The following is a 26360-nucleotide window of genomic DNA, read 5'->3' as shown; positions in this document are numbered from 1 at the left end:
GACCCTGTAGTTGCCTTACCAATGGTGCCAAACTTAGCCGACGGTCCAAGTTTCGCCGCTGTTGAACAGAGCGTCCAGGTCGCCAGGACCCTTCTTCTCGCGGGCCGTCTCGACCTGCTTGTTCAATTCAACATCGTACTTGGGATGGTCCACCGCGCGGAACACGCCAATCGGCTCGGGGAATTCTGGGTGCCGCATGCGGCTGAGCAGATAAGCGAGGGTCGGCTCGGGGGCCTTCTCGTCGTGGAACAGCAAGTCATCTTCGCTGATTCCCTTGCCAAGTTCAACCACTTCTGGCTCGGTACCGTTCAGGCGGATGCCCTTATTCTTGTTCTTGCCGAAAATCAGCGGCTTGCCATGCTCCAGTTCGACGGTGGTATCGAACTTCGAAACCTTGTCCGTCGCGTAATCGAAGGCACCATCGTTGAAGATGTTGCAGTTCTGATAGATTTCGACGAAGGCAGTTCCCTTGTGCTCGGCAGCCCGCTTGAGAACTTCGCCCAGGTGCTTGATGTTCACATCGATCGAACGGGCGACGAAGGTCGCCTCAGCACCAATCGCCACCGACAGCGGATTGAGCGGGTTATCGATGACGCCCATCGGCGCGCTTTTGTTGATTTTGCCAAGTGGTGAGGTGGGCGAGTACTGCCCCTTGGTCAAACCGTAGATCCGGTTGTTGAACAGCAGAATCTTGAGATCCACATTGCGGCGCATCAGGTGCAGGAAGTGATTGCCGCCGATCGACAGGCCGTCACCGTCGCCGGTAACAACCCAGACTTGCAAATCGGGGCGCACGCACTTGAGGCCCGTGGCGATGGCTGGCGCACGGCCGTGAATGCTGTGCATTCCATAGGTGTTCATGTAGTACGGGAACCGGCTCGAGCAACCGATGCCGGAGATGAACACGATTTTTTCGCGCGGGATGCCCAACTGAGGCATCACTTTTTTCATCTGGGCGAGAATCGAGTAATCGCCGCAGCCAGGGCACCAGCGAACGTCTTGGTCGCTGGCAAAATCAGCAGAAGTCAAAGCAGGAGCAATGTCGTTGGCCATAGCAGCTATTTCATCCGAAACATTTGAGTTTGAGCGGTCGTGTGATTTGGTTTAGTGAGTCAGCAGCAATTACTTGGGCAGTACCCGCTTGATCTCGGCAATCAGTTCAGCGATGGCGAAGGGACGCCCCTTCACCTTATTGAAGCCGATGGCGTCGACCAGATACTTCGAGCGAATGAACGTCCGGAGTTGACCCATGTTGAGTTCGGGGATCAGCACTTTTTTGTAGTTCTTCAGCACATCACCCAGGTTACTGGGGAAGGGATTCAGCCAGCGGAGGTGCGCATGAGCCACCTTCAGGCCTTGGCCTTGGCAAGCTTCAACTGCTGTCCGGCAAGCGCCATATGTGCCACCCCAGCTAAGGACGAGCACGTCGCCGGATTCTGGCCCTTCGACTTCCTGTGGCCCAATCTCAAGGGCGACGTTTTCCACCTTTTGAGCACGGGTGTTCGTCATGTGCTGGTGATTGTCGGGCTCGTAGTTGACGTTGCCCGTCACGTCCTGCTTTTCGAGACCACCGATGCGGTGCATCAAGCCCTTAGTGCCAGGAATTGCCCAGGGACGCGAAAGATATTCGTCTCGCTTGTAGGGCAGGAACTTGCTGCCATCGATTTGCTCGGGAGCATGTGTGACAGGAATTTTTCTCAGATCCTTCATCGAGGGAATCAGCCAGGGCTCACTGCCGTTGGCGATGTAGCCGTCCGAAAGGATCATCACGGGGCACATGAAGCGAGTTGAAATTCGCCAGGCTTCTTGAGCGACATAAAAACAGTCGCCCGGGCCGCGGGCGGCGATCACTGGCAGCGGGCATTCGCCGTTGCGACCTACGATCGCTTGGAACAAGTCCGCTTGTTCGGTTTTGGTAGGGAGCCCGGTGCTTGGACCACCGCGCTGGATATTGATGATCAGCAGTGGAATCTCCAGCATCACAGCCAGGCCAATGGCTTCGCCCTTGAGGGCAATACCCGGCCCGCTGGAAGTGGTGATGGCCATGGCACCGCCGTAGGCAGCACCGATGGCCGACGTGATAGCGGCGATTTCATCTTCGGCCTGGAAGGTCCGCACGCCCATGTTCTTGAACTTGGCCAGTTCGTGCAAAATATCGCTGGCGGGAGTGATCGGATAGGAGCCGAGAAACAGCTCTTTGTCGCTCAGTTTGGCGGCAGTCATCAGGCCCCAGGCCATGGCCTGATTACCGTTGATATCGCGGTACTTGCCAGGGGGCAAGTGAGCGGGATCGATCTTATAATTGCTGACGAAGGCGTCGGTCGTTTCGCCGTAGTTCCAGCCTGCCTGGAGTGCCTTGGTGTTGGCTTCGATGATCTGCGGCTTGTTCCCGAACTTCGCTTGCAAGAAGCGAATCGTGGCGTCCATATCGCGGCCGTAAAGCCAATACACGAGGCCCAGCGCGAAGAAGTTTTTGCAGCGGTCGATTTCTTTCGTCGACATCCCCGCAGCCTTCAGCTCCTTGAGTGCGATTTCGACGATCTTGTTCATCGGCACTTTGAACAACTGGTACTGGTCTTCCAGCACTTGCGAGTTGAGCGGATTCTCCGTCTCGCCGGCCAATTCGAGATCTTTCTTCTCGAAGCCATCGGAGTTGCAGATGAGAATACCGCCCTTGCGCAAGTCGCTGAGGTTGGTCTTGAGCGCGGCTGGGTTCATCACCACCAGCGCGTCGAGTTGATCGCCAGGTGTGAAGATGTCTTCGCTCGAAAAGTGAACTTGGAAGGCGCTAACACCGGCCAGCGTCCCCTTAGGAGCACGGATTTCGGCCGGATAGTCGGGAAACGTGGCGATGTCGTTGCCAAGCAGGGCCGTGGTGCGGGTGAACTGGTCGCCCGTGATCTGCATACCGTCACCGGAGTCACCGGCAAAGCGGATAGTGGCGCTAGGAATCTTGGTCGTTTGCTTGTGCGACTGCACTACTGGCTCGATCGTGGTAGACATGGCTGGCAATTAGCCCCTTCTCGAAATACTCGTCAAAAAATTGTTAGGTGAGCGATCTCAGGCAGTTTATTCAGCACAGAAGATCGAATTAATATCGGCCGTTTTGCTCTCGGACTAAGGTGGGAAGAGACTGAGCGGAATAGGCCATTTAAGCCCCTTCCCGCTCCGACGTCTTGTGGTGTGGTGCGGGTGGGAGCGTATAAACCACCTTGGGGAAGTGCTGCACCAGATAGTGCAGAATCCCCGTTGCGTTGAGGACGCCCAAAATGCGGCCTGCCGCATCCACGACTGGCAATTGGCGAAAACCGCGGCCTGCCATCAAAGTGATTGCTGTCGCTAGCGAATCCTGTGGCTGCAAGGCCACTGGGTCGCGTACCATGATCGTACTGACGCTGGCACCTAAGTTACCTTCCGACGCCAAGTAACGAACCAAGTCGCGTTCGGTGCAGAGGCCCAGCAACTTTTCGTCCCGGCAAACCATCGCGGCCCCGGTTTGGGCCTCACGCAGCAGGCGAAGGACGTTGCGAATGCTTTCTTCCGGCGCAGCACATACTGCCGGCGAAGGCGAGGCTTGCTCGACCGTATCGGTCTCAAGATGGAGTTGAAAATCCACGACTCAATCCGACCATTCAGGGAGGCAGTGAAACTGCAGTTGTTCCGTACGTGATAAACTGCGCCGCCGCTCTAACCCACACTAGAAGCCTACCACCCTGGTCCGACTGCGACAAGAGACAGATTCTGCCGGCTGGGAAAATTACGGGGATGCCACCGGGGCGGGAGACGGGGGGCAGAGGACAGAGGTCTCGCGCATTAACTCTCTCTCCACGTGTACGCACGAGGAAAGGGTTGGGGTGCGGGGCCGTACGTTGAACAAGCTTCTTTCGCTCGCTACGCAGGTCGCGGAATTGCTACTTCACCGAAAACCGTCGCACGATTTGAGTGGTGTTCCCCTGTTTATCACGAATGGAAACCGTCAACTTCGCTGCCGGCAGGTCGGTAATGGGCTGCGGCAGCTTCCAGACTCGTACACCGGGTGAAGTTTCGCGGAACTTGTCCGCCAGGTTCTCACCGGCTGCGACACCCGCGAGGGGCACATCGGCGACGATGCTCAAACTCGCGGCATCCAGCCCGGTATAGGAGTCGAACGCACCGAGCGAAATCTGCTCGAGCTTGGCGTTTTCGCCAGCGACCGGTGTTGTGAGTGTAAGCATCGGGCGCTGATCGTCGAGCATCCAGCCCAGGCCGCGCTGGTCGGGATGAGCCGGGTCGTAGTCGCGGTCGAGGGGGCAGCCCAGGTCGATCCAGCGGACCAGCGTCCGTTTGTCTTCGTCCGAAAGTGGTTTCACCTTACCTGCGGCAACGGCTTCCGGCGGTGGCATGCTGCTGCCGGTGAAGTCGATATCCCATTTTGCGCGGTATTTGGCCGTCTCTACAGGCTCACCCTTAAGTTGCAGCTCGCCCGAACCCGGCTTGGTCTCCGAGGGATGATCGTCGTTGCTGAAACCGTCCAAGCGCTGGCCGAAGATTTTCCACACGAGCAGGCTGCGGTGCGATTGCAGCTTGCGCACGTAGCGCGAAGCATTCGGATAACCCCACGAATCGTAACCAATGGGCTTGTGGCCGAATTTGGCCCGCTCGTCGACGGCCAACCGGTAGTACGTGCCCGGGAACTTGCCGTGCTGTTCGAACGAGATCGGCTCGTCATCGTCGAGCACCAAATTGCCGGCGGGCTCTTTGGCTTCCTTGGTGTGACAGGCGACGCAACTGCGGGCCAGGATCGGTTTGATATCGCGGTGATATTCGACGCTCGTGATTTCTGCATTTGAATAACGCAGCCCGGTTTGATCCTCAACGTCCCATTGCCGTTTCGATTCGTCCCGGCTCTTGTCGGTCAGCAGCGGAGTCTTCCGCTCGGTGAGATCGAACACTTGATAATCAGCCTTTGCGGCTGCGGTCAGATTGAAATCAGTAGGCTGCTGGCTGTGGGCGTGGCAGCCGCCGCAATCGTGCCGCACTTCGCCGGGCCGCAGTTGATGCCAGGTCTGCGCTGCATTGAGCACCAGGCCGTTGCGATCGAGCGTTTGAAAGGTGAACGCCAGATCGGCGGGAATCTTGGCCAGAAAACTGGTATCGGGCAGTCCGTCCGGATCGAGAGGCTGGTCGCCTTTCGCCGCGAACTTACGAACCGGTAACTCGCCGAGAATTCGCAGCCGTTCCATCGCATGGCTGAAGAAGAGCCTGCCCGATTTCTCGCCGCGGTTGCGATGAGTGGTTGGCTCCATCGCCAGAATGCGCACGGCGTGAACCTCTTCGTTCTCGTACAGGCCCGCTTCGGCACCCTGGTTGTGCCAATTCAGAGGCATCCCATTGCCATGGCTTGTGAAAGCATCCAGCCCGCGCCAAGGATCTTTGTTATTGCCGCCAAAAGTCGATGTGACCTTTCCTTCAGGCACCGAGGCATTCGGATAGCTCTCACGCTTGAGCATGCTGGAAGTACCGATCAGGCCGAAGGGAGTTCCTGCGGGAAGCAGTTTCGATTTGCTGCCGTCATTGGCGAGTCGCGGGAGTTGTTTTGGTTCGGTGATTCCATACACGCGGCCATAGGGCACAACAGCCCGCGGCCAGCTTTCGTTGTACTTGGGGTCGTTCTTAATCAGCCTCATCTGCCCGGGCTCTTCCACCACTTTGCCGTCTTTAATCAGGTAGATGCCACCATCGATCTGCGGCAGGTAGGTGTATTGATGATTGGCTGGTCCCGGCGACCAAATGGTGAGCAGGTGATTCTCCGGCGCTCCCGATGGATGCGTGAACTTGCCGACCTTGGGCGAGCTTTTATCTTTCAAGATGGACGGATCAGCAGGCCCTTCGTTGTTGAGCGCAAAGGGAGTGAACGAAACTGCGCCGGTGGGAAGAAAGGGAAGTCGATAGTATTTGCCCTTGCCGTTGTCGTGCCGACCGAACCGCAGCGGGGGATTGCGTGGGTCGTTCATCGAGGCGGGACCAAACGCGGCATAGCCTTTGGGCGGTGACGGCGGCAGCTTGAGATAAGCCCCGAAACCGCTGTTGTTTTGGTTGTAGTACTCTTCGATGATGATCGAGCGATCGCTGAGTTGGGTTTGAAAATGAAAGCCGTTCGACGCGCCGCCGGGATCGAACGCGCTGACGAGCGGATTCCAATTGGTGCCATCGGGGTGCATCGTCCAAATGCCCCACGAAATTTGGCTGCGGATCCCTTGCGACTCCAGCGAACTGAACATGATTCTTCCGTCGGCAAGCGTAACGGGGTGCAAAGCGCCCGCAATGTTCAGGTGGCCAATCTTTTCGATGTTGGCGGGATATTGTTCCTGCGGCGAGACATCGACGTCGCTGTCGTCCATCACGAACAGTTGCAAGGCTATCGAAGGATAGCCTTTGCTTGGTTCGAAGCCTTCGCGATTGCTGGTGAAGACAATCTTGCCGCCCGGCAACGGATGCGGCCCCATGTTGAACACGCCGTAGTCATAGTGCGTTTTCCGTTCGCCATTCTGGCTTTCGGCCCGATAGGTGCTGGTCCAATTGGCTGCGCCGGTATTGGGCGCGAACTGCTGATTCGTGAGCCTGACGATCTTGCGCGAGGCGAGATGAATCTTAAAGATGTCCGCACCTTGCTTGGGCGGCGACCATTGCGAGCGTCCCTCCAGGTTGTAGAGGTGGACGTAATAGCACCACTGCGCATCGAACGAGACAACCGGATCGGTGATCGAACCGCTGCCCCCTGCGACCAGTAGTTCTTCCGAACCGTCGGGATGCAGCAGCATCAGGTCGGCACCAGGCTCCATCGTCACAGGCTGGGAGAAGTCGGTGTAAAACCGCTTGTGCTTGTCGTCGCCGGCGCGCTGAGCCCGGACATAGACAATGTCATAGTTGTAGTTCACTTCTTTGTCGGTCTTGATCGGCGGCGGATTGACGTCGAGCTCCTGCGTGAAGAGAGGCTCTTTGTCCTGGGCACGGGAGATGCTGCCGATAAGCAACAGGGTCGCAATGAAAACTGCAGTCCGCATGGAAGAGGTCTCCGGAAAAAGTGTGGTCTAACGCCCACACTACTCCTAGTGCACTAACAAAAAGTCTTTGCTGTTGAGTAAGGCCCACATCAAATCCTGCAACGCTTCAGCCCGTTTATCGCCATAGGCTTGCAAATGATCGACGCCGAGCTTCAGCTCGTCAGGCGATGGTTGCCGAGCCAATGTCCACAAGAAGAGTTCGGTCACTTGTTCCGCGTCGGGCAGCTTTTGCTTGACGATGGTGGCAGGGCGACCGTTGCCATTTTGCGCTTTACCAAGGATGCTGCCGCCATTGATAAAGTGAAGTGCCTGCAGCATGTTCGATTGATTGTCGCGTTCGCACTCACAGGCTTCCATCCGCTGTGGCTTGCCGAACAGATTCAGGAATGGACTGGTAACGTTGGCGTCGGGCAACTGAGCCGCGCGAAAGCCAGCTGGTGCTCCGCTGATGGCTTCTGGCACACCCGTCGCTTGCACGAGGCAATCGAGCAGTGATTCAGCGGCGATGCGGCGGGGAATTGCGTGCGAAAAGTTCTGCTCATCGTGCCGATTCGTTGGCAACGGCAAACTCGTCCGCTGATAAGTCTGCGACGTCACAATGGTGCGCATTAAGTGCCGAACGTCGAACTTGTGGGCGACAAAATCCTTTGTCAGCGCTTCGAGCAGAGCAGGATTGATGGGCGGGTTGGTGCTGCGAATATCATCGACGGGCTCAATGATGCCGCGATGAAAGAAGTAACTCCAAATCCGATTCACCAGCCCGCGGGCAAAGAATGGGTTATCCGGCGAAGTAAGCCAGTCGGCATATTGCAGGCGGCGGTCGTTACCGGTGGTTACCGTAACGGGCGAGCCACCCAGAAATTGTGGTGGCTGCGGACGGTTGGTGCGCGGATTCATTGCCAGTCCAGCGGCCAGGTTCAACTGCACGATCTTCGCATTCTGCACCCCGGGCAAACGAGTATCGGCCCGCGTATTCACCTGGCTAAAGAAACTGGCCAGCCCGTAGTAATCTCCCTGCGTCCAGTTTTCCATGGGGTGCGTATGGCAACGGGCACAGAGCATCCGCACGCCGCAAAAGACTTGAGTCGAGCGTTCGACCGTATCGTTGGCATCTTTGCTGATCGCGAAATACACGCTGGCCGGATCGTCGGCCGCGCCACCTTTAGCGGTCAGGATGTGCTTCGCGAATTGATCGAGGGGCATGTTCTCGGCAACTGCGCCGCGAATAAACTCGCGAAACAGGAACATCGACGGTGAGCTGACGCTGTTGCGCGAGTTCTGTAGCAGGTCGCCCCACTTCAGCGACCAATGGTCGACGAACTCGGGCCGCTGCAGCAGATCGTCGATGGTTTGCAGCCGCTTGTTTGGGTCACTGCTGCTGGTGAAGGCCCGGATCTCGTCCGGCTTGGGTTGAATGCCGATCAAATCCAAATAGACGCGGCGAAGAAACTCTTCATCGCTGGCCAGTGGTGACGGCGTGATCTTTAGCCGATTCAGTTTTTCAATGACCGGGCGATCTACCAGATTCTGTTCAGGCACCGGCACAGGAGTGAAGTCCTTGCCAGTAGGCAACACAATGATACTAGTGGCGGCGAAGGTTCGCTCGAACCGGGCGACGATAGCCGTTTCGCCAGCATCGCCAGCTGTCACCAGGCCATCGTCACCCACTTCTGCAAACTGCGTGTTGTTGGCGGTGAATATGCCCCACTTGGTCACATCGCGCACAGTGCCGTCGCTGTACTCAGCCGTAAGCTGCAGTTGATGTCGCTGCTGGGGCTGCAGCACCAGGGTCGCGGGGGTGAGCGTAACTCGTACGACTTGGCGTTCGTCCTTAATATCGCCGGGTGTGCCATCGCGCACCCAATCGATCAACGTGTTGGCGACCAGGCTTCCCTTCTTGAACCGGACGCCCCCTTCGTGTGGCACATCTCCCTGCGGTTTGCTGATGAGAATGCTCGCCTCTGGCACGGCGGGGTTCACGCGGCGGCCGAAGACCTCGCGCGTGATGGCCGCAAAGTCCTGGTCGGGATCGGAACCGCGGAGCGAGAGCTTGAAGCCGTTTTTCCCCAGGGAATAGCCGTGACAGGCTCCCATGTTGCAACCGGCCTTCGAGAGGGCCGGCATCACTTCGTGCCGAAAACTGAGGACTCGACGTTCAGCGGGAAGATCGACTTCGACCGCTACCAAAAACCGCTGCTCGCCGGTTTGCACGTGAATCTCGGTCTTGCCGCTGGCGACCGGGTGAACCCAGCCTTGAGCATCGACGCGGGCAATCTTTTCGTCCGCGGAACTGAATTTAGCCTGCGAACCAAGATCGAGTGTATATCCATCGTCCGTTGTGCCAAGCACGAGCAGCGAATGCGGCCGGCGCACGTCGAGCAGTTTGATCTGCTCGGGCACGACACGCACGGTTGCTAACTTTGGCGATTGCCCCGCAGCGAGCAATGGTGCGGTTAGGCAGAGTAGAGTTGTCAGGACAGACTTCATCGAACCACCTGCAATTTCAGTTCAACGTCGCGACTTTTCACTCGCACGTTGGCCTGCTTGGGGTCGGGAGTGATCGTGGCAGAGAGGCTAAGGCCGGCGAGTTCGCCAACTGGTTGGGCGGCAGGAAAAACAACTTCGAGCACAAAGTCGGTTGCATCTGCTTTCAGCGTGATAGGAGCCGCGCGGACGCCAGCCGGAAGGCCGGCGATGCTGACCACCACGTCGCCGCTGCTTCCTGCGGATCGCTTGATCTTGCCATCGATTTTGTGAGTACCACCTTTTTGCAATTCGAGTTTAACTTCCATGACGGGCCCACTCGCCAGCTGAACTTCAATGGGTAGTTGGACCGGCAGTCGACGCACAGGAGTGAACGCCGTCGCCAGCACTTTTTGCTTGTCGGCTGAAAGGAGTTCCGCTTGCACGGCGAGGTCGTAAGCATGCCCGGCTAGTTCCGCTGGAACGAGTAAGGTTAAATCTCCGTCGTTCAGCTTGGCACCGAGTTCCACCGCCCGTTCAACTCGCAGCGTCGAACGGGGATCGGGCTGTTTATTAACCAGCGTCACCGACTGGCTGGTAAGGAGGGACAAACGAACCGCTGTCTTATCTTCGTTCCGCGTCAGCTTGATGGGCAGCGGCAACTTGACCGTCGGTTGCAGCACTGCCGATTCCGGGAACTCCCGCCAATCGATGGTGAACGCATCGGCCGAGGCACTCGCTCGCGCCAGAGCAATTTCTTCGGCTAGCCAGGGCTGCAGAACTTCTAGCGGATGATTTCTTACGACGACGGTTCGCTTACGATCACCGGCCGTTCCCTGCCAGCGCGTGATGGTTGCCTGTTGCTCAGCACTTACCTCGCTGCCATCGGCCGACAGGGTTACCAGTGTGCCGTCGCTTTCGGCAGGAATAACTGTGGTTGGTAGCGTGACCCCCGGCGGCAAACCATGGGCAGTGATTTCGATTGGCCCGGTCGTGCCACGCCGGTCGACCCAGAGGGGAAATACCCAGCGACCGTTGCGGGGAATTGCTGTCCGCTCCACATTTGTGGCGAGGTGAAAGTTGCTGGTTGAAGTTTGTTCAGTCGCAGTACTCAGCTGCAGATGGTAGGCAGCCAGCGGGCCGCCGCGCCCTTGAGAATCGATGACGCAGACGACGAGTGAAGTTACTTTGTCGGGAACCGTGTATTCTAAAACCGGATCGAGCGAACCGGGAGAATCTTCGGCTTGTGTTAGCACGGCTCCCTGCGAATTGCGCACAATCAATCCGATGTCCACCGGTGATCCCGTCCGCTGCGCAGTCACTTCCAACTTGAGCTTATCGCCTGGAGTCACCGTCAGCGAATAACGATCTTCCTCTTGCGGTTGCAACAGCCGGCCGCTGATGCCTAGCGATCCATCTGGCAACGATTGCTCACCTTTAGCGGCTTCTTCAATCAGTTCTCGCTGCGGGCTAATGCGCACAAACGGCCGTGGTCCGCTGAACACGGTCTGTTGTTGCCCAATGGTGGGCCAAGCGAGTTGTGCGATCGGTTCGGTCGTGGGGCCTGCAGTTTGCTTGACTACCCCAGCGCCGGCTGTAAGCAGTTCCACAGACTGCGCCTCGCCGGCTTTGATGACTGGAGGAAAAACCTGGTCGACGCGAGACCATTGGCCGATCTTCACGCGATAGAAACCGGGGTTACCACCGCCATATTCCAGGTCGTGCCAGGTGACGCGATATTCACCGTCCTCAGGCAGGATTGCTTCGAGTCGCGTATCGCCAAACAGAGTCGATTGCGGCCAGGACCAAGTCAATTGGCGTCCCGCAGCCGTCGCCAGATGAATCACGGGGCGCAGTTTGCTGCCGATTCGCTGGGCCTCGATTTCCACCGCGACTGCATCTCCCTTTTTGCCGACGAACCGTGTCTCGGCAATGGTGCTCCCTGCGAGGCTGCCGTGCAAGGCAGCAGGGAGTTGTTCGATTCTTGCCGCCGTCACGAGTTGCGGCAAACGATCGACACCAATCACCACCGGCAGGCTAAGGCCTCCGGCGGTCGCCATTCGCAGCTGATAATAGCCAGGCTGAACGTCATCGCCGAGCGTCACGCTGATCGTTGCCCGCTTGTCAGTGTTGCCCGGCTTGATGATCTGCTCAGCTGCGAAGGGTAGCAGCAGACGCGGTTCGGTCGAGAAATCATCTCCATCGCAGATCAACTCGGTCGTCCCGCCGATTTGCAGCCCGCGGACACTGATCGCGCGCAGGGAAGGCTCTGCTCCGCCAGCGATCGTGGCAGCGAGCGTGAACAACACTCCCCAGTATTGCGCACCGCGCAGCATCGGTCGGTGTTTTACGAAACCAAAAGCCATCGCTTCGATCCTCGAGCAAGATTGGACTAAGCGAAAAGTTGGCGAATGGGTTCAGCTTCGATCAAGCGAACCGGACGTTCGCCGGGCCCGGGCATCATGGTGGTATCGAGATTGATCCCCATGCCGTGATAGATCGAGGCCAGCATTTGTGGCGGCTCGACGGGATTATCATTCGGCCGCGCACCTTGCTTATCGGTCGAGCCGACGACCTGCCCACCCCGAATGTTGCCACCGCACAGGAAGTTGGTCCAGGCACTTGGATAATGATCGCGACCACCGCGCGGGTTGATGCGCGGCGTTCGCCCCATTTCGCTCAGCACGGCAACGACCGTTTCTTGTAGCAGGCCCCGTTGATCGAGGTCTTCGATCAAGGCCGTAAAGGCCAAATCGAACTGCGGGCAGAGATGGCGCTCGTAGTCGAGGTAGGTGTTGTTCAGCCCGCCGCCGTCGGCGTGCATGTCCCAGCATGTAAGATTAAAGACGGTGTCGAAGTGATTCACCGTCACGTATCGCACGCCCCCTTCAATCAACCGGCGCGCCATCAGACAGCTTTGGCCAAACGTGTTACGCCCATAGCGATCGCGCAGCGTATCAGCTTCCTTGTTCAAATCGAGCGCTTCCTTCGCTTTGGGCGAAGTCAGCAGTCGGAAGGCCCGTTCGTACGAACTGTCGTGCATCTGCGTGCTGCGGGTCTCTGTGCGCCGCTGCATGGCGTCGAGTTGACCGAGCAATTTCTGACGCGCATCGAGCCGAAATTCCGATAGCCCCTTGGGAGGCTCCAGATCGGCCACCTTGAAGTCAGGACGAGCAGGATCGCTGTTGAGAAAGAAGGGTTCGTGAGCGCTACCAAGATAGGCAGCGGACTGACCGTGCAACGGACCTGCGCCCGTGTTGCCAATGGGTGCGGGGAGAATCACATTGGCTGGCAGTTCGCTCTTCTGGCCGAAAACGCGGGAGATCACGCTGCCGCTGTGAGGCTTCACGCTATCGGCGTTGAACTCATGGCCGGTCATCATCCAGCGCTGACCATTTTCGTGCGTCGACCCCGTTTTGTGGTGCAAGCTGCGGACGAGAGCGACCTTGTCCATCATGCGCGACATCAGCGGAAAATGTTCGCAAATCTGAATTCCAGCGACATTCGTGCTGATCGGTTGAAACTTGCCCCGAATCTCTGCAGGTGCATCGGGCTTCATGTCCCAAGTGTCGAGATGCCCGGGCGAACCAACGAGAAAGATCGTGATGCAGTTTTTGATCTTGCCGCCACCAATGCCCACCGCGCCCTGCGCTTGCAGGTTCATCAGCGATGGCAAGGTCATTCCCGCCAGGCCAGTGGTGCCAACTTGCAGAAAACTGCGGCGGGTAACGCCGTGGCACACAGGAACTGGAACTTCGCCAATATTGAACATCGGGAGGGAACTCCAAGTGGGCGGAAGGCGAGAGGTGAGGGTGGGGAGGCAACCGTCAGATCGAGTAGCTCACCTTGTTCGAAATATCGATGAACTTGCTGTTAATGAATTCGCCGTCGGGCTTCTTTTTGTAGTCGATATATTGCCAGGTCTGCAGCACGATCTCATACGTACCGGCCTCGCTCGCTGCATGCTCATAAGCAACGTCAGCCCGCGCTGGTGGAGTAGCAACCACTTTGCCGTTGTGGCGAACTTCCCACTGCAATCGCAGGCCCCAGTCGTTCTTTACAGGACCGCGCTCCACTCGCTGGCCAGTCAGGCGAATCTCCGCCTGGGGAGGGACATCGAATTTCTGATCCATCGGGAGCGCTCCAGGGTGGTGAGATTGGGAGGGCGGGGCGAGAACGTATCTACTGTTACCGATTGATGTCGCAAAATCAATGGAATTCCGCAAAGGCTTGCATGGCGGAAACGGGCACCGGGGCTGTGTCAACTTCGCTAGCAACCCAATTCGTCTTGACCGGTTGGCAGCAAAAAACCAAACTTCCGCGGTAACTCCCGATTTCTCACGCAGAAGCTGTCGATTGCCCCGCCAGGATGGCTGGGTTTGGCCCGAGAAGGATTTTCGTATGACGCTCATCGACCGCTATGTACTTGGCCTCTATTTGAAGGCCCTGCTCATGTCTTTTCTGGTAATGGCGGGCATGTATATGCTCGTCGATGTCTTTGCCAACCTCGAAGAGCACATTGCCAACTCCGCCGACTACCGCTTCAAGGTCCCCCACCTACTCGCAGACTATTACGGCCCGCGGTTGCTGTGGGTGTTCGATAAGACTGCCGGCATTCTGGCCGCCAGTGCTGCGATCTTCGCCGTCACCTGGCTGCAGGGAACGCAGGAACTGACGGCAATTCTCTCGGCAGGTATTCGCCCGACGCGAGTCCTGCGCCCCATCTTCTTTTGCACGCTGATTGTTGCGGGCCTGGGCGTGGCCAATCGCGAAGTTTGGCTCCCCTCGTTCCGTTCCCAATTAGCGCGCAACGCTCAAGATTGGCGTGGCGACAAGGCGAAGAACTGCACACCGCAGTTCGATCCACGCAGTGATGTTCTGCTCTCGGGCAAGAAAACAATTGGCAAGGAGAAGAGAATTGAAGGACCTATGTTTCGTCTCCTCTCGCCAGAGTTTGCCACTTGGGGAAGACAGATTACAGCTGACTCCGCCTGGTACTTGCCGGTGGACCAAGGTCGTCCGGCCGGCTACTTGCTGAGCGGAGTGAAGCAGCCGGCAAACCTTGCTAGCCTTGGTACGCTCCTTATCGCTGGCGAGCCAATCCTGCTCAGCCCCCGCGATACTCCCTGGCTCAAGCCCGACGAATGCTTTGTGGTAAGCGTCGTCACGTTCGAGCAGTTTGCCCTCGGCAATGGCTGGCGGCAAAACCTGTCGACCAAGGAACTCGTCCACGGCTTAAAGAACCGTTCACTGCAATCGGGAGCAGATATCCTGGTGACCATGCACGGCCGGTTTGTCAAACCGCTCCTCGACATCGTGCTGGTTTTTCTCGGATTGCCGCTGGTACTTGGCCGCGCCAGCCGTAATATTTTCGTAGCGGGCGGAGTCTGTCTCGGGCTGATGGCGACGTTCTTTATCGTCTCCCTCATCTGCCAGGGATTGGGGAACAACTTCCTGCTGCGGCCCACGGTCGCAGCTTGGATGCCCCTGATGATCTTCGGCCCCATTGCCTTCACGGTTGCGCGGCCGCTGTGGGACTAGCTGACTGACTCACTTGGAAACGCCGCGCATCAATGCCAAAGAGGTAAGCCGATGGCGGTGGCTGATACTCCGTGGGTCGATGGTTTGACGATGGGACAAGTGCTGCGTGAGACCGCGCGCAAGTTTCCCACGCACGATGCCCTCGTGTTCCCCCAGACAGATCGCAGGTGGACCTGGCAGCAGTTCGATGCCGATGTAGACCGCGTAGCCCGCGGCCTGATTGCCCTGGGCATGCAACATGGCGAGCACTTGGCTCTGTGGGCTACGAACGTCCCGCAGTGGGTGCTGCTGCAATTCGCCACGGCCCGCATCGGCGTCGTGCTGGTTAATATTAATCCAGCCTATCGCCCGTTCGAACTGGAATACGTTCTCAGGCAGAGCGATTCCGTCGCGCTCATGCTGGTGGAGAAGTTCAAGACTTCCGACTATTTCGCCATGCTGGGCGAAATCTGCCCTGAACTGGCAGCAACGAGCGATGGCCTGATCCATTGCGCCAATTTCCCCAAACTGCGGCGCGTGGTTGCCCTATGTGATTCGCCGCCGGCAACCATGCTCAGTTGGCCCGGGTTGCTGAAACTGGCAGACAGCATATCAGCCGAGCAACTGCACGCCCGAGAGGAAGCCACGCGTTGCAACCAGGCGATCAACATTCAGTACACGTCGGGAACCACTGGCTTTCCCAAGGCGGCGATGCTCAGCCATCGCAACTTGCTCCTCAATGCTTATTACGTTGGCAACTGCCAGCGGATGACGGAGCAGGATCGGCTCTGCATTCCCGTTCCCTTTTATCACTGCTTCGGCTGCGTCCTAGGCACACTCGCGTGTGCCGTCCATGGTGCAGCGATGATCATTCCCGCCGAGTACTTTCAACCCCAGGCTACTTTGGAGGCGATGGAGAAAGAGCGAGCGACCGCCGTCTATGGCGTGCCAACCATGTACATCGCGCAGCTGCAATGCCCCACGCTAGCGGGAAGAGATTTGACTTCGTTACGCACCGGCATCATGTCAGGCAGTCCGTGCCCGATCGAAGTAATGAAACAAGTTAGCGATAAGTTCGGGGTCCCCGACTTAACGATTGCTTATGGTCAAACCGAAGCTTCGCCGGTCATTACGCAGACCCGCTGCGACGATGATGTTGCCCTGCGGGTCGAGACTGTCGGCCGGCCGCTGCCGGGCTGGGACGTGAAGATCGTCGAACCCGAAACTGGCAAAACTCTGCCAGACAACCAGCAGGGAGAGCTTTGTGCCCGTGGTCACGGCGTCATGCTCGGCTACTACAACAATCCTGAAGCAACTGCGAGTGCTATCGACGCCGACGGCTGGCTGCACACTGGTGATCTCGCGGTTCGCTTGCCCAACGGCTATTACAAGATCACCGGCCGCTTGAAGGATCTGGTGATTCGTGGCGGCGAGAACATTTATCCGCGAGAGATCGAAGAGTTCCTCTTCACCCACCCGGCCGTCGAGCAAGCTGCGGTGGTCGGCGTACCTGATCCCAAATACACCGAAGAACTGTGCGCCTGGATTAAGCTACGTGCCGGACAGACCGCAACAGAAGACGAGATTCGCCAGTATTGCAGGCAGAAACTGGCGCACTACAAAACGCCTCGCTACGTCAAATTTGTCGAGGCGTTTCCGCAAACCGTGACCGGCAAGATCCAAAAATTTCGCATCCGCGAAATCATGAAAGAAGAACTCGGACTGAAAGAGCAGGACATGGCCTAAGCGGTTGTGCCGCGTGCCAAATCTAGACAGCTGTCAGCGCTTCGCGTTGCTCGAAGTGACTTTGAATCTCGTGCTGCAGCGCGACGAAGCCCGAGCGATTTTTCAGGAACGAGCGGCGGAGGAGACGCCGGCCGGTGGAAGTCCAGACAGGCAGTTCCCGGGCAATCTTATTCGTCGCGACGTCGTAGAGCGTAACCTTTGTCGGGCGAATCGCACCAACCTGAACCAGTCCGCCGAGCACGGTGTAATCGACCAAAACCTCGACCTGGCGAGCCTTGGCGACGTCTTCGCAAACAATGCGAAAATGATGCACGGGCATACTCTCCTGCTTCAGCAGCAATAGTTCCAATCAGCACTCTAACCTGGTAGATCACCAGCAATCCTCACTCTAGTTGAGGATCGCCCTGGAATCTTAGGTTCGTCCGCGAATTGCGGAAAGATGAATCCTGGCCGCTGATTGCCGCAGTTCTAGCCCAACATTTGCCCGTGCTAGCGGCTTTTGCCAGGGGCTGGCACCAAGCGGAGAGGGAAAGGCGACAAACCGCCAATTCCCTCAATCTGCAATGACCTCACTCGGCCAGCAGCTTCTCGACTTCTTCGCCCAAGTTCTGGCTGCGGTTGAAGACTCTCATGATTCCCTTCTTATTGACCAGCCACATTTCAGGAATCGATTGCACGCCGTACTTCTGGGCGAGCTCGTTCTCCCAGCCCTTACCATCGAATTGATGAGGCCAAGACATCTCGTTTTCCTTGGCTACCTGGATCAGCTTTTCTTTGTCGCTGTCGAGCGAGACGCCCACAATTTCAAAGCCCTTGTCGTGCAGCTTTTTATAGATCTGCACCACGTTTGGAACTTCGGCCATGCAGGGCCCGCACCAGGTCGCCCAGAAGTCGATCAGGACAACCTTGCCCCGCAGCTTCGCAAAATCGACTTCGCGACCATCAACGGCCGTGAAGCTCAGCTCCAGTGGCTTGCTCGCTAGTTCCTTGCGGATTTTCACGACCTTCAATTTCTTCTCGGCCAGGTCGGCAATCGCCAAATAAGAGTTGTTGGCCAGCGCGGTGAGCCGCTGTTCGGCTTGCGCGGGATCAGCGGCCGAAGCTTCGACCAGGATATACGCCAATTGGCGATTGGCTGGCACCCGGGGATACTTCTTCAGGTGCGATTCGATTTGGGCACCGAAATCGTCCAGCTTGATCTTGCCAGCCATTACGTCGCGGGCTTGTCCTTGCAAGTGAAACGCGCTGGCATTCCCCTTCACCATTTCGGGTGCGTCTTTGGCGGCTTCGATCTCTTTCAAGAGTGCGGTGGCTTCGTTTGCCTTGCCACTGACCATAGCCACTTGCACTTCGACCAACTTGAGTTGCCAGCGGGCCGGATCGTCGGCGTACTTCCTATAAAAGGCGGCCTTCTGCTTGTTGAAGGTATCGATTCCTTCGAGCCCCTTCATGAACAGCTGCTGCTGAATCTGCTGGACGACATCTGCCGCGTCTTTGCCCTCCGGCAAGGCGTCACCAGCTGCGTCTTGATTCGCCAGAGTCTGCTGCGAGGTGAAAACCGCCGGCGACGATAATGCCAAGCCCAGCGCGACGACCAACAGCAGGAGCCAATTACGGTACATGACTAAACTCCGCAGGAGAAAATGCAGCCCACAAACGCCCATCGGCAGCCTTGAATGTATCGCCAGCCATCACCAAACGCCACTTGCAGAATTCAAGTGCTGTTTGCTGGGCGGGCGACCGAACTACTTCTTCACCATGTCCTTCATGGTCGGTTCCAGGTAGGCCACGGTGCTGGCCATGCTGGCGAGATGGGTGTAATCCCCTTCCGGAATCTGGATGCGGTGCCGCTTGCGCAGTTCCATCACGATGTCGAGAAAGTCCATGCTGTCGAGCTCTAACTGCTCGCGGAAGGGCTTCTCGTCGACCAGCCCGCTGAGGTCTTCATCGGGGGCAATGTCGGAAAGAATATCGAGAATTTCGTCGCGAATTTCAGCGTTCGTCATAGCAAATTCAACCGTTTCAAATCAAAACCTGTGAGGCCACCCATGATCCAGCCTGGCAGACTGCGCGGGCCTCTGTGCCCCACCCGAACTGGCCGGAATCCCGAATTGTAGCGAAAACGCCGCCATTGGCGACGGGCAGGCCTTGGTCCCTGGCAGAATTTCAGCAGCGGGCCGATTCCCTCAGCCGCCACCATCCCTCGCGAAAATCCAGCACCATTTTGATCCTCTTTGTTGATTTATCACCGCGATTAATCAACAGCATCGAGCGCCAAACCCGTGCGCCATGCAAATTGATGTTGATAAATGCTGGCATTTATCAACATCCCTCTTTTGCGGTTTGCAATTGTGGTGAGGCGTCCGGGATCGGGAGTCTTTGGCGAAGTGAACCCTTCTTCGTAGCTGAATCGACTTTCGCCAAAGACTCCCGACCCCTGCATCATCATTAGCCGATGTACTTCTGAATAATCACGACCGAGTTGATTCCCAGCATGCCGAACGAGTTATTCAGGATGTATTTCACCGGACCAATTGGCCGGGGAGCATCGATCACCAGCGTGGTCAGGGCACACTCGGGATCGAGTTCATCGACATTGATCGTGTGATGGCAAATGCCGTCGTCAAACGCGGGCAAATTGCCAGCCAGTTCCAGGGCCCCGGCCGCGCCCATCGCGTGACCAATGAAGCTCTTGGTGTTGTTGAAATAGGTCTTGTCGCTGGAGGCAAATACGCGTCGCAAGGCATCGCATTCCTGCGTGTCACCCTGGCCAGTGCCGGTTGCGTGCGTGCTGACGATATCGATATCGCGCGGCTCGAGCCCGCCCCGTTTGAGCGCCAATTGAACGCACTCCGCCTGCCGCTCAGGGTTGGGCAGCACGAAGTCGGTGGCGTCGGTGTTGATGGCGTAGCCGGCCAATTCGCCGTAAATCTTTGCCCCGCGACGACGAGCGTCATCCAGCCTTTCCAGAACGTAAGTACAACCACCTTCAGCCACGACGATGCCGTTCCGCTGAGTGTCGAACGGCCGCGACGCTTTCGCCGGATCGCTATGCGAAGCGAGCGCTCCCTGGCTCTTAAAGCTGGCGAAAATGCCGAACGTGTGCACGCTTTCCGACACGCCGCCGGCCAGTGCCACATCGCAATCGCCCAACCGCAGCATCTGAGCCCCTTGAATCAGCCCGGCATTGCCGGCGGCACAGGCGGCGCCAATGGTGTAGTGCGGACCGGTCACACCTAGATTCAGCGAGGTTTCACCGGCCGGGTTATTCGCCACGGTGCGCGGATTGTGATGGTGCGACCAGAACTGCACGTCGTAGTCGTAGCCTTTCAGCGCATAGACTTCGTTCTCGGTTTCGACGTTGCCGTGCTCGGTAATGCCGAGATAAATCCCGACCCGGCTCTTGTCGATCGTGTCCCAGGCGAGTCCCGCATCGCGAATCGCTTCGTTCGTGCAATAAATCCCCACGCTGCCGGCGCGAGTGCCGCGGCGCAGATCTTTTTTCGATTGATACCGCAGCGCATCGAACTTGCAGATGCCCGCCAGGGTCTCGCCGACGTACCGAATTTCGTAGGCCGTTACGCCACTCTTGCCAGCCAGCAGCGCAGCCCGATATTCGGCCAGGTTGTTGCCGTTTGGCGCGGTCAGACCGATGCCCGTAATGACAATCCGTTGATGGTCCGGCAGTTGGGCCGGTTGATGCGTCGGTATGATGTGCGAAACGGGCATTTTTTTCTCATTGCCGGGGCGGGCAGCGCGTCCCCATATCCTGCCAACGAACTTCTGCAGCCAAAAGCTCGAACCTATCGCGCTCCTGCCTATTCCACAAGTATTCCTGGCTCGCTCCCCTTGTAACCGCACAACGTGGACAGTGGTTCACTGGTCGCAGGGAAATCTTCCGAGAATTCTTTCGCCACAGCCGCCAGAACGCCTCCGCTCGTGAATTCGGACTGGGGTAGAATTGCGGACCGCGGACAACTTCGTCCCCTTGAGATTCGCTGCCTTCAGCGAGACCATCTGCCATGTCCACAACTTCGGCCAGCTTGCTCGAGCGAATCCGCCACGATCCGGCTGCGTCGCAGTGGCAAACGCTGGTGGAACTGTACGATCCGCTGATTCGTGGCTGGCTCAAGCGGCAATCGGTGCTGCAGGCGGATGCCGACGACTTGGTGCAAGACGTGCTGACGGTGGTGGCGCGACGGTTGAAAGATTTCGAACATAACGGCCGGACCGGGGCCTTCCGCACCTGGCTCCGAACGGTGACGATCAACTGCGTACGCGATTCCTGGCGGTCGAAGAAACGGGAAAATGCCAACCAGGGGCAGGTGCAGGAACTGCTCGATCAGTTGACCGACCCCAACAGCGGTCTGACGCAGGCCTGGGATCTGGAACACGACCGCTACGTTACCCAGCAGTTGCTGGGCCGGCTGCGAAGCGAGTTTGAGCCGGCCACCTGGAAAGCCTTCGAGCGAGTAGCGCTCGATGGCACGCCCGCCGCGCAAGTGGCAACGGAGTTAGGGCTTACCGTGAATGCCGTGTTCATCGCCAAGAGCCGCATCCTGGCCCGCCTGCGGCAGGAATCTCGCGGCCTGATCGATGACTAGTTGTCAAAATCAGATTTTCCAGAAAAGCTCTGAAAGATCGTTCGCGGGGGGTACATTAAGAAGGTAAGGCGGTCCGCCGAATCGTTCGCAGACTGGGCAGTTCTCGTCATCATGAAACCAGCAGCTTCCATTGCGCCTGAGCATCCGTCGCCGGCCTCGCTGCTGGCGTATGGCCAGGGGCGGTTGTCACCTGCGGAAATGATCGCCGTCGAATCGCACCTGGGCAGCTGCACGACGTGCTGCGAAGCGCTGGCCAGCACTCCCGACGATACCCTCCTCATTCGCGCTCGCGAAGCGGCGACGAGCGGCTTTCGTGCCAGCGATAAGACCGTCCCAGCCAAGCCAGCCAAGTTGCACGAGATTCCGCAGCCCCTGCGCGACCACGCGCGCTATCGCGTCCTCGGGTTGCTCGGTGCAGGGGGTATGGGGGCGGTCTTTAAGGCGGAGCATCGCCTGATGGAACGGATGGTTGCCCTCAAGGTGATTAACTCCGCGCTCGTCTCCAGTCCTGCCGCGCTCGAACGGTTCGAACGAGAAGTGAAGACCGCCGCCAAGCTGTCTCACGGCAACATCGTGACCGCGCACGATGCAGAGCATGCCGGCGACCTGCACTTTTTGGTGATGGAGTTCGTCGACGGCGCGAGTCTCGATCGCCTGCTGGCCAAGACGGGCCCCTTGCCGCCGCAGCAGGCCGCTCACCTCATTCGTCAGGCTGCACTCGGCTTGCAGCACGCGCACGAGAAGGGAATGATCCATCGCGATATCAAGCCGCAAAACCTGATGGTGACTCGGGCCGGTGTTTTGAAGATTCTCGACTTTGGCCTCGCGCGGCTGGCTAGTCAGGCCTGGCAAAGTGCCCACGAAGCGGGCGAAGAGCCCGAACGTCCCGCGAATGCCACCCGTGTTGGCTCAGTGCTTGGAACGCCCGATTACATCGCCCCCGAACAGGCGACCGACGCTCATGCCGCCGATATCCGGGCCGATATTTATAGCCTCGGCTGCACCCTTTATTTTCTGCTGGCTGGCGAACCACCATTCATCGGTGGTTCCATCGTCGACAAGTTGCACGCCCATAAGACTTGTCAGCCCACGCCGATTCAACTCCGCCGGCCGGAAGTCCCCGATGATCTGGCTGCGATTCTCGAACGGATGATGGCCAAGAATCCCGCGGACCGTTACGCCCGACCAGCCGATCTCGCTCAAGCTTTGCAGCCGATAGCCCGCTCGCGGTCGCTGGCGACGACATCAACGGAACCCAAACCTCGGCCACTTCCCGCGGCAACGATGCTGGCAGAAGCTGAATCACCAAAGTCCCTGGCCGGCGATCATCTGGTTCCTGAACTGGCCCTTCCCGATTTAAACGCCATCGATCTGGGAGCCCTCCCTGTTGTTGGCAAGTCACTCTCGGGCATCCACGCCAAAAAGCCCGACAGCGTTCCGCCGCTGTTGTGGGGTGGCGCAATCGCCACCGCCGCGGCCTTGGTCATTACCGTCGCGTGGCTGATCTTCGGCGGCAGTGGCAAGGCAACGCGCCAGCCCGAATTGGCCAAGGCAAACGAGCCACCGAAAATCGAACGACAGCAGCAACTCCCCGTGGCCCCGCCCGTCAGTCAGCACCCAAAAACGAACAGCAGCACCAGTCCGAAGGTGGTGCCGCCTGCGGTGGGGAATCGAGCTAAGATCTTGATGATCGTGCCGCAATATCAGTTGTATTACCCCGACTATGCGAACGTCAAAGACGCGTTGCCCAATACTGTCGACCTTGTGACTGCTTCCAGCGATGGAACGATTTGCAATTTGGTGCAGCAAAGCCCGCGCGGAAAGTTAGTGCCGGATCTGAAACTGTCGAGTGCCGTTCGTGCCCGCGATTACGACGCGCTGGCGTTTGCCGGGTATTCGTTGGGCGAATTGACCAGCCCGGGTGAAGGTCGCATTCAGACCGAACGGCTCATCCGTGAGTTCCAGCAGGAGGACAAGCCAATCGCTGCGATTTGCGGGGGCCAGAACGTCCTCGCGGCCTTCGATCTGCTCACCAGTGAAACACATGTTGCTGGCGGGCTCACGGCTGAGTTGCTGCCCGATTTTCGCGCTTGCCCCGCTCAGAGAGAGAAAAGTGGCGTCGTTACCTCCGGCAAGATCATCACTGGCAAGGGTGCCGATGATGGAGCTGCTTTCGCCCGCGCGCTGGTGGCGGCTATCCGCTAAGATATTCCGCTGCGTGGTGAAGCGTTGCTATCTCTGGCGGAATAAATCATGTCTCCCTCCGTGATTCGCGGCATCTATTGGCTCGGCGTCGTGCTGATGCTGCTGGCCATTGCTGACTCGCTGTTGTTTCGCTTCGCCCGGATCGATTTGACCGGAGTTCGTTGGGGTTCGTTAGCCTTGGGGGGCGTGGGAATCGTGCTCATGCAAGTCTCGCGCTTCATCTACGTGGCACCCGAACCCGAGCCGGAAGACGATGGCAAGTGACCTGCCTCGCTAGCACCGCAACTGCCTGGGTGGTGTTGCCCGCAGATGGCACTTGCCGCTAAGCTACGCGACTGGGGACCATTCCTCTCCTGGTTGGCCCGTCACGGATGGTTCGCACGCACGAGGAGCTTTGCACGGTGTTTGTCTCGGCCTCTACAGATTGCCTTCCCGACTTGTCGTTGCCTGCCGCTTTGGACCGCCTCAGTGGCTTGGAATATACCGGCGTTGAACTAGCGATGTTCGAAGATCGCGAGCAGTTCAAGCCTTCGTTCATTGCCGCCAATTTCGACAAAGCGGTCGAACAATGTCGCAACACGGAGCGGCTCGATATCATCGCCTTTGATGTTCGCATCGCTGCCACCGGCGAAGCGCACTACGAGCAGTTCCTGGCCATTTGCCGGTTGGCGAAGACGGTGAAAGTGGTCACACTCACCATCCCCTCGGCCGAAGTGGGTACGCCGTTCAATGAAGAGGTCGATCACCTCCGCCGCCTCGTCGATATCGCGACTCAGCAAGGTGTGCGCGTCGGCATGAAGAGCCAGATCGGCCGCCTCAGCGAAGACATGGATACCGTCACGGTCCTCTGCGACAACGTGAAGGGGCTCGGCCTCACGCTCGATCCCAGCGTGTACATCTATGGCAATGCCCAGGGCAAAGCTATCGATAAGTTGATGAAATACACCTTCCACACCCAACTGCGCGATACGAACAAGAAGGGCTTTCAAGTTCGCGTCGGCCAAGGCGATGTGGAATACGGCAAGCTGATCTCGCAACTGCAAAAGGTGAAATACAACTACGGCCTCAGCGTGTATATCACCGAGGTCGAAGGGGTCGACCACGCCGGCGAACTGCGCAAACTCCGCCTGCTGCTCGAAAGCCTGCTGTAGCAGCCTCTGCAGATAGCCCGACGCGTCAGCGAGGGGAAATCAAGAACAACCGTTCCTCGCAGCGGAATGCGAAATCAGCATAGCTCCCTCGCTAACGCGTCGGGCTACTTAGCTATCTCACGTTGCCGGTGTGAACGATTTCCGTAGCTTTTTGTGATTAGTTACGTGGGCTTGAGCCGGGTCGGCTCGCCCTTCAGCTTCTCATCGGCTTGGGCACTGACGACCCAAAACGAGATCTGCCGCAGCAGCCAGGCCAGCACGGGCAATAGCGGTGTCACAATCCACAGCAGCACTTTCCAGCGATTGTACTCGTGCAGCGGAATCGCCAGGTCCCCCCAGTTGGTGAAGTCGGTTTCGAGAATTCCCAGCATCAGCACCAGTGCCGGCAGGGCCATCATGACGCCCAAAGTCGCTGGCAGCAGGATGGTCGTGAAGATCGCTCGCCGCAGCGGTTGAGTGACATTAGCCCGCGACAGAAAGCCAACGCCGAAGAGCCAGAGCATCGTAACGGCGAACATCAGGAAGCCCAGGATTGGTAAGAACACCCGCTGCTCGGGACCGATCCACGATACGCTGAAGCCCAATGCCAGTTGCAACTGCAGCACCAACCAGGCAAAGTCGGTGAGCATGAATTTGCGTGGCGCTTGCAAGCGGCCCGCCGTTTCGTTCACTGGCTGCAACATCCAACGTCCCAGCAGCGAAGCGCTGAGGATGAAATAGATGGCGAGCACCGGCAGCGGCCAAAGTTCTAACATACGATTAGCAGACACGAACCGGCTCACAGGGACGAGCAAGCGAATGCAGGACAGAGTAGTACCTCTATTCCTACCACAGCGTATAGCCGCCGTCGATCACAAGCCCCGCGCCCGTCATGTATCGCGAAGCATCGCTTGCCAGATAAACGGCCAGCGGACCAAGGTCTTCGGGCTCGCCATATTTGCCCATCGGAATCTGCTGCAAGAATGTCTCGACCACTTCCGGGTGCAGCTTCTTCCACCGCTGATTCGGCTCCGTCATAAAGCCCCCCGGCAAAATCGCATTCACGGTAATCCCATGCGGAGCCCAATCGGCGGCCAGCGCGCGGGTGAATTGCAGCACCGCCGCCTTGGCAGTTTCGTAATGCCGCCCTTCGATCTTTCGCCCGGCAACCAACGAATTGATCGAAGCAATGTTGATGATCCGCCCCCCTTCGCCGCGGGCCAGCATCGCGCCGCCGATCAGCTTGGTGCAGAGGAAAGTACTAGTCAGATTCAGGTCCATCAACTGCCGCCAGGTCTCCAGGGGCATCTCGTGCGTGGGAATGTTCTGCCGCCTGCCGCCGACGTTGTTAATCAAAATATGGATCGGCCCAAACTCGGCCAGCGCTCGCTCGCAGGCCGCCTGGCACTGCGTCATATCGCCGACGTCGGTCTCAATGGTGAAGGCCTGCCGGCCGCGTGCCCGCACATCGTCGGCCGTCTTGTTCAGGCTCTCGACATCTCGCCCGAGCAAGATCACGTCAGCACCAACGTCGGCACAAGCCAAGGCCATTTCGCGGCCAAGTCCGCGACTACCTCCGGTAATCAACAGGCGTTTGCCATCCAGGCGAAAGCGATCGAGCACAGACATGGCGAGTCTCGTGTGGAGTG

The 26360-nt window shown here is 58.2% G+C and carries 21 protein-coding genes; 6 read left to right on the top strand and 15 right to left on the bottom strand.

Annotated elements, in window-relative coordinates; translation table 11 throughout:
- Nucleotides 1-33: 33 nt before the first annotated feature.
- From ETAA8_RS28895 to ETAA8_RS28860, 8 genes are all read right to left on the bottom strand, one after another.
- Complete coding sequence (locus ETAA8_RS28895; RefSeq protein WP_145097129.1) at nt 34-1053, bottom strand: 2-oxoacid:ferredoxin oxidoreductase subunit beta; 1020 nt, start codon at nt 1051-1053, stop codon at nt 34-36.
- A 69-nt stretch (nt 1054-1122) separates the two neighbouring features.
- The gene (locus tag ETAA8_RS28890; RefSeq protein ID WP_145097126.1) at nt 1123-3003 is read right to left on the bottom strand and encodes a 2-oxoacid:acceptor oxidoreductase subunit alpha; all 1881 of its coding nucleotides are present in this window, start codon (nt 3001-3003) and stop codon (nt 1123-1125) included.
- Between the two features lie 148 nt (nt 3004-3151).
- Complete coding sequence (locus ETAA8_RS28885) at nt 3152-3616, bottom strand: CBS domain-containing protein (RefSeq protein WP_145097123.1); 465 nt, start codon at nt 3614-3616, stop codon at nt 3152-3154.
- Nucleotides 3617-3911: 295 nt separating this feature from the next.
- Nucleotides 3912-7043 carry an HzsA-related protein gene (locus tag ETAA8_RS28880; RefSeq protein WP_145097120.1) on the bottom strand — a complete coding sequence of 1044 codons (3132 nt, stop codon included), beginning with the start codon at nt 7041-7043 and terminating at the stop codon, nt 3912-3914.
- Nucleotides 7044-7088: 45 nt separating this feature from the next.
- The gene (locus ETAA8_RS28875) at nt 7089-9530 is read right to left on the bottom strand and encodes a DUF1553 domain-containing protein (protein WP_145097117.1); all 2442 of its coding nucleotides are present in this window, start codon (nt 9528-9530) and stop codon (nt 7089-7091) included.
- A complete protein-coding gene (locus ETAA8_RS28870; RefSeq protein WP_145097114.1) occupies nt 9527-11872 on the bottom strand; it encodes a hypothetical protein in 2346 nt (781 codons plus the stop codon). Before ETAA8_RS28870 ends, ETAA8_RS28875 begins: the two co-directional genes overlap by 4 nt.
- A gap of 26 nt (nt 11873-11898) precedes the next feature.
- Entirely contained in the window at nt 11899-13278 is a 1380-nt protein-coding gene (locus ETAA8_RS28865) for a DUF1501 domain-containing protein (protein ID WP_145097110.1), read from the bottom strand.
- A 55-nt stretch (nt 13279-13333) separates the two neighbouring features.
- Nucleotides 13334-13639: a hypothetical protein gene (locus tag ETAA8_RS28860; protein WP_145097107.1), complete on the bottom strand. Its 306-nt coding sequence runs from the start codon at nt 13637-13639 to the stop codon at nt 13334-13336.
- A 268-nt stretch (nt 13640-13907) separates the two neighbouring features.
- Here ETAA8_RS28860 and ETAA8_RS28855 point away from each other — a divergent pair, with 268 nt between their 5' ends.
- Complete coding sequence (locus ETAA8_RS28855; protein WP_202921335.1) at nt 13908-15047, top strand: LptF/LptG family permease; 1140 nt, start codon at nt 13908-13910, stop codon at nt 15045-15047.
- A gap of 51 nt (nt 15048-15098) precedes the next feature.
- Entirely contained in the window at nt 15099-16772 is a 1674-nt protein-coding gene (locus ETAA8_RS28850; protein ID WP_145097101.1) for an AMP-binding protein, read from the top strand.
- 22 nt (nt 16773-16794) lie between these two features.
- Here the strand turns inward: ETAA8_RS28850 and ETAA8_RS28845 are convergent, their stop codons facing one another.
- The 5 genes from ETAA8_RS28845 to ETAA8_RS28830 form a co-directional block, all read right to left on the bottom strand.
- Entirely contained in the window at nt 16795-17091 is a 297-nt protein-coding gene (locus ETAA8_RS28845) for a hypothetical protein (protein ID WP_145097098.1), read from the bottom strand.
- A gap of 250 nt (nt 17092-17341) precedes the next feature.
- Nucleotides 17342-18394, bottom strand: a complete 1053-nt coding sequence (locus ETAA8_RS28840) for a TlpA family protein disulfide reductase (RefSeq protein WP_202921334.1) — start codon at nt 18392-18394, stop codon at nt 17342-17344.
- A 123-nt stretch (nt 18395-18517) separates the two neighbouring features.
- On the bottom strand, nt 18518-18778 hold the full coding sequence (locus tag ETAA8_RS28835) for an acyl carrier protein (RefSeq protein ID WP_145097092.1): 261 nt from the start codon (nt 18776-18778) through the stop codon (nt 18518-18520).
- Nucleotides 18779-18938: 160 nt separating this feature from the next.
- Nucleotides 18939-19091, bottom strand: a complete 153-nt coding sequence (locus ETAA8_RS35030; RefSeq protein WP_202921333.1) for a hypothetical protein — start codon at nt 19089-19091, stop codon at nt 18939-18941.
- A gap of 129 nt (nt 19092-19220) precedes the next feature.
- A complete protein-coding gene (locus tag ETAA8_RS28830; RefSeq protein ID WP_145097089.1) occupies nt 19221-20501 on the bottom strand; it encodes a beta-ketoacyl-[acyl-carrier-protein] synthase family protein in 1281 nt (426 codons plus the stop codon).
- Between the two features lie 293 nt (nt 20502-20794).
- On the opposite strand from ETAA8_RS28830, the gene ETAA8_RS28825 reads away from it, so the two are divergent.
- The 4 genes from ETAA8_RS28825 to ETAA8_RS28810 all read left to right on the top strand — a co-directional run bounded on the left by ETAA8_RS28825 (nt 20795) and on the right by ETAA8_RS28810 (nt 24732).
- On the top strand, nt 20795-21376 hold the full coding sequence (locus ETAA8_RS28825; protein WP_145097086.1) for an RNA polymerase sigma factor: 582 nt from the start codon (nt 20795-20797) through the stop codon (nt 21374-21376).
- Between the two features lie 111 nt (nt 21377-21487).
- Nucleotides 21488-23581 carry a protein kinase domain-containing protein gene (locus ETAA8_RS28820; RefSeq protein ID WP_145097083.1) on the top strand — a complete coding sequence of 698 codons (2094 nt, stop codon included), beginning with the start codon at nt 21488-21490 and terminating at the stop codon, nt 23579-23581.
- A gap of 48 nt (nt 23582-23629) precedes the next feature.
- Nucleotides 23630-23845 carry a hypothetical protein gene (locus tag ETAA8_RS28815; protein ID WP_145097080.1) on the top strand — a complete coding sequence of 72 codons (216 nt, stop codon included), beginning with the start codon at nt 23630-23632 and terminating at the stop codon, nt 23843-23845.
- Between the two features lie 107 nt (nt 23846-23952).
- Nucleotides 23953-24732 (top strand): sugar phosphate isomerase/epimerase family protein, encoded by a 780-nt coding sequence (locus tag ETAA8_RS28810; RefSeq protein WP_238397598.1) that lies wholly within the window; start codon nt 23953-23955, stop codon nt 24730-24732.
- 161 nt (nt 24733-24893) lie between these two features.
- Here the strand turns inward: ETAA8_RS28810 and ETAA8_RS28805 are convergent, their stop codons facing one another.
- Nucleotides 24894-25502 carry a hypothetical protein gene (locus ETAA8_RS28805; protein WP_145097077.1) on the bottom strand — a complete coding sequence of 203 codons (609 nt, stop codon included), beginning with the start codon at nt 25500-25502 and terminating at the stop codon, nt 24894-24896.
- Nucleotides 25503-25557: 55 nt separating this feature from the next.
- Nucleotides 25558-26340 carry an SDR family NAD(P)-dependent oxidoreductase gene (locus ETAA8_RS28800; protein ID WP_145097074.1) on the bottom strand — a complete coding sequence of 261 codons (783 nt, stop codon included), beginning with the start codon at nt 26338-26340 and terminating at the stop codon, nt 25558-25560.
- Nucleotides 26341-26360 lie beyond the last annotated feature (20 nt).

Source organism: Anatilimnocola aggregata, assembly GCF_007747655.1.
GTDB classification, from domain to species: Bacteria; Planctomycetota; Planctomycetia; order Pirellulales; family Pirellulaceae; genus Anatilimnocola; species Anatilimnocola aggregata.
The sequence above is the reverse complement of the archived record's forward strand: the minus strand, read 5'-3'. Positions and strand labels throughout refer to the sequence as shown.

Bases quoted from the DNA above. Each gene is read 5' to 3' on its own strand.
- ETAA8_RS28895 (WP_145097129.1), bottom strand. From the start codon at position 1,053: ATGGCCAACGACATTGCTCCTGCTTTGACTTCTGCTGATTTTGCCAGC.
- ETAA8_RS28890 (WP_145097126.1), bottom strand. From the start codon at position 3,003: ATGTCTACCACGATCGAGCCAGTAGTGCAGTCGCACAAGCAAACGACC.
- ETAA8_RS28880 (WP_145097120.1), bottom strand. From the start codon at position 7,043: ATGCGGACTGCAGTTTTCATTGCGACCCTGTTGCTTATCGGCAGCATC.
- ETAA8_RS28875 (WP_145097117.1), bottom strand. From the start codon at position 9,530: ATGAAGTCTGTCCTGACAACTCTACTCTGCCTAACCGCACCATTGCTC.
- ETAA8_RS28870 (WP_145097114.1), bottom strand. From the start codon at position 11,872: ATGGCTTTTGGTTTCGTAAAACACCGACCGATGCTGCGCGGTGCGCAA.
- ETAA8_RS28865 (WP_145097110.1), bottom strand. From the start codon at position 13,278: ATGTTCAATATTGGCGAAGTTCCAGTTCCTGTGTGCCACGGCGTTACC.
- ETAA8_RS28860 (WP_145097107.1), bottom strand. From the start codon at position 13,639: ATGGATCAGAAATTCGATGTCCCTCCCCAGGCGGAGATTCGCCTGACT.
- ETAA8_RS28855 (WP_202921335.1), top strand. From the start codon at position 13,908: ATGACGCTCATCGACCGCTATGTACTTGGCCTCTATTTGAAGGCCCTG.
- ETAA8_RS28850 (WP_145097101.1), top strand. From the start codon at position 15,099: ATGGCGGTGGCTGATACTCCGTGGGTCGATGGTTTGACGATGGGACAA.
- ETAA8_RS28845 (WP_145097098.1), bottom strand. From the start codon at position 17,091: ATGCCCGTGCATCATTTTCGCATTGTTTGCGAAGACGTCGCCAAGGCT.
- ETAA8_RS28840 (WP_202921334.1), bottom strand. From the start codon at position 18,394: ATGTACCGTAATTGGCTCCTGCTGTTGGTCGTCGCGCTGGGCTTGGCA.
- ETAA8_RS28835 (WP_145097092.1), bottom strand. From the start codon at position 18,778: ATGACGAACGCTGAAATTCGCGACGAAATTCTCGATATTCTTTCCGAC.
- ETAA8_RS35030 (WP_202921333.1), bottom strand. From the start codon at position 19,091: ATGCCAGCATTTATCAACATCAATTTGCATGGCGCACGGGTTTGGCGC.
- ETAA8_RS28830 (WP_145097089.1), bottom strand. From the start codon at position 20,501: ATGCCCGTTTCGCACATCATACCGACGCATCAACCGGCCCAACTGCCG.
- ETAA8_RS28825 (WP_145097086.1), top strand. From the start codon at position 20,795: ATGTCCACAACTTCGGCCAGCTTGCTCGAGCGAATCCGCCACGATCCG.
- ETAA8_RS28820 (WP_145097083.1), top strand. From the start codon at position 21,488: ATGAAACCAGCAGCTTCCATTGCGCCTGAGCATCCGTCGCCGGCCTCG.
- ETAA8_RS28815 (WP_145097080.1), top strand. From the start codon at position 23,630: ATGTCTCCCTCCGTGATTCGCGGCATCTATTGGCTCGGCGTCGTGCTG.
- ETAA8_RS28810 (WP_238397598.1), top strand. From the start codon at position 23,953: ATGGTTCGCACGCACGAGGAGCTTTGCACGGTGTTTGTCTCGGCCTCT.
- ETAA8_RS28800 (WP_145097074.1), bottom strand. From the start codon at position 26,340: ATGTCTGTGCTCGATCGCTTTCGCCTGGATGGCAAACGCCTGTTGATT.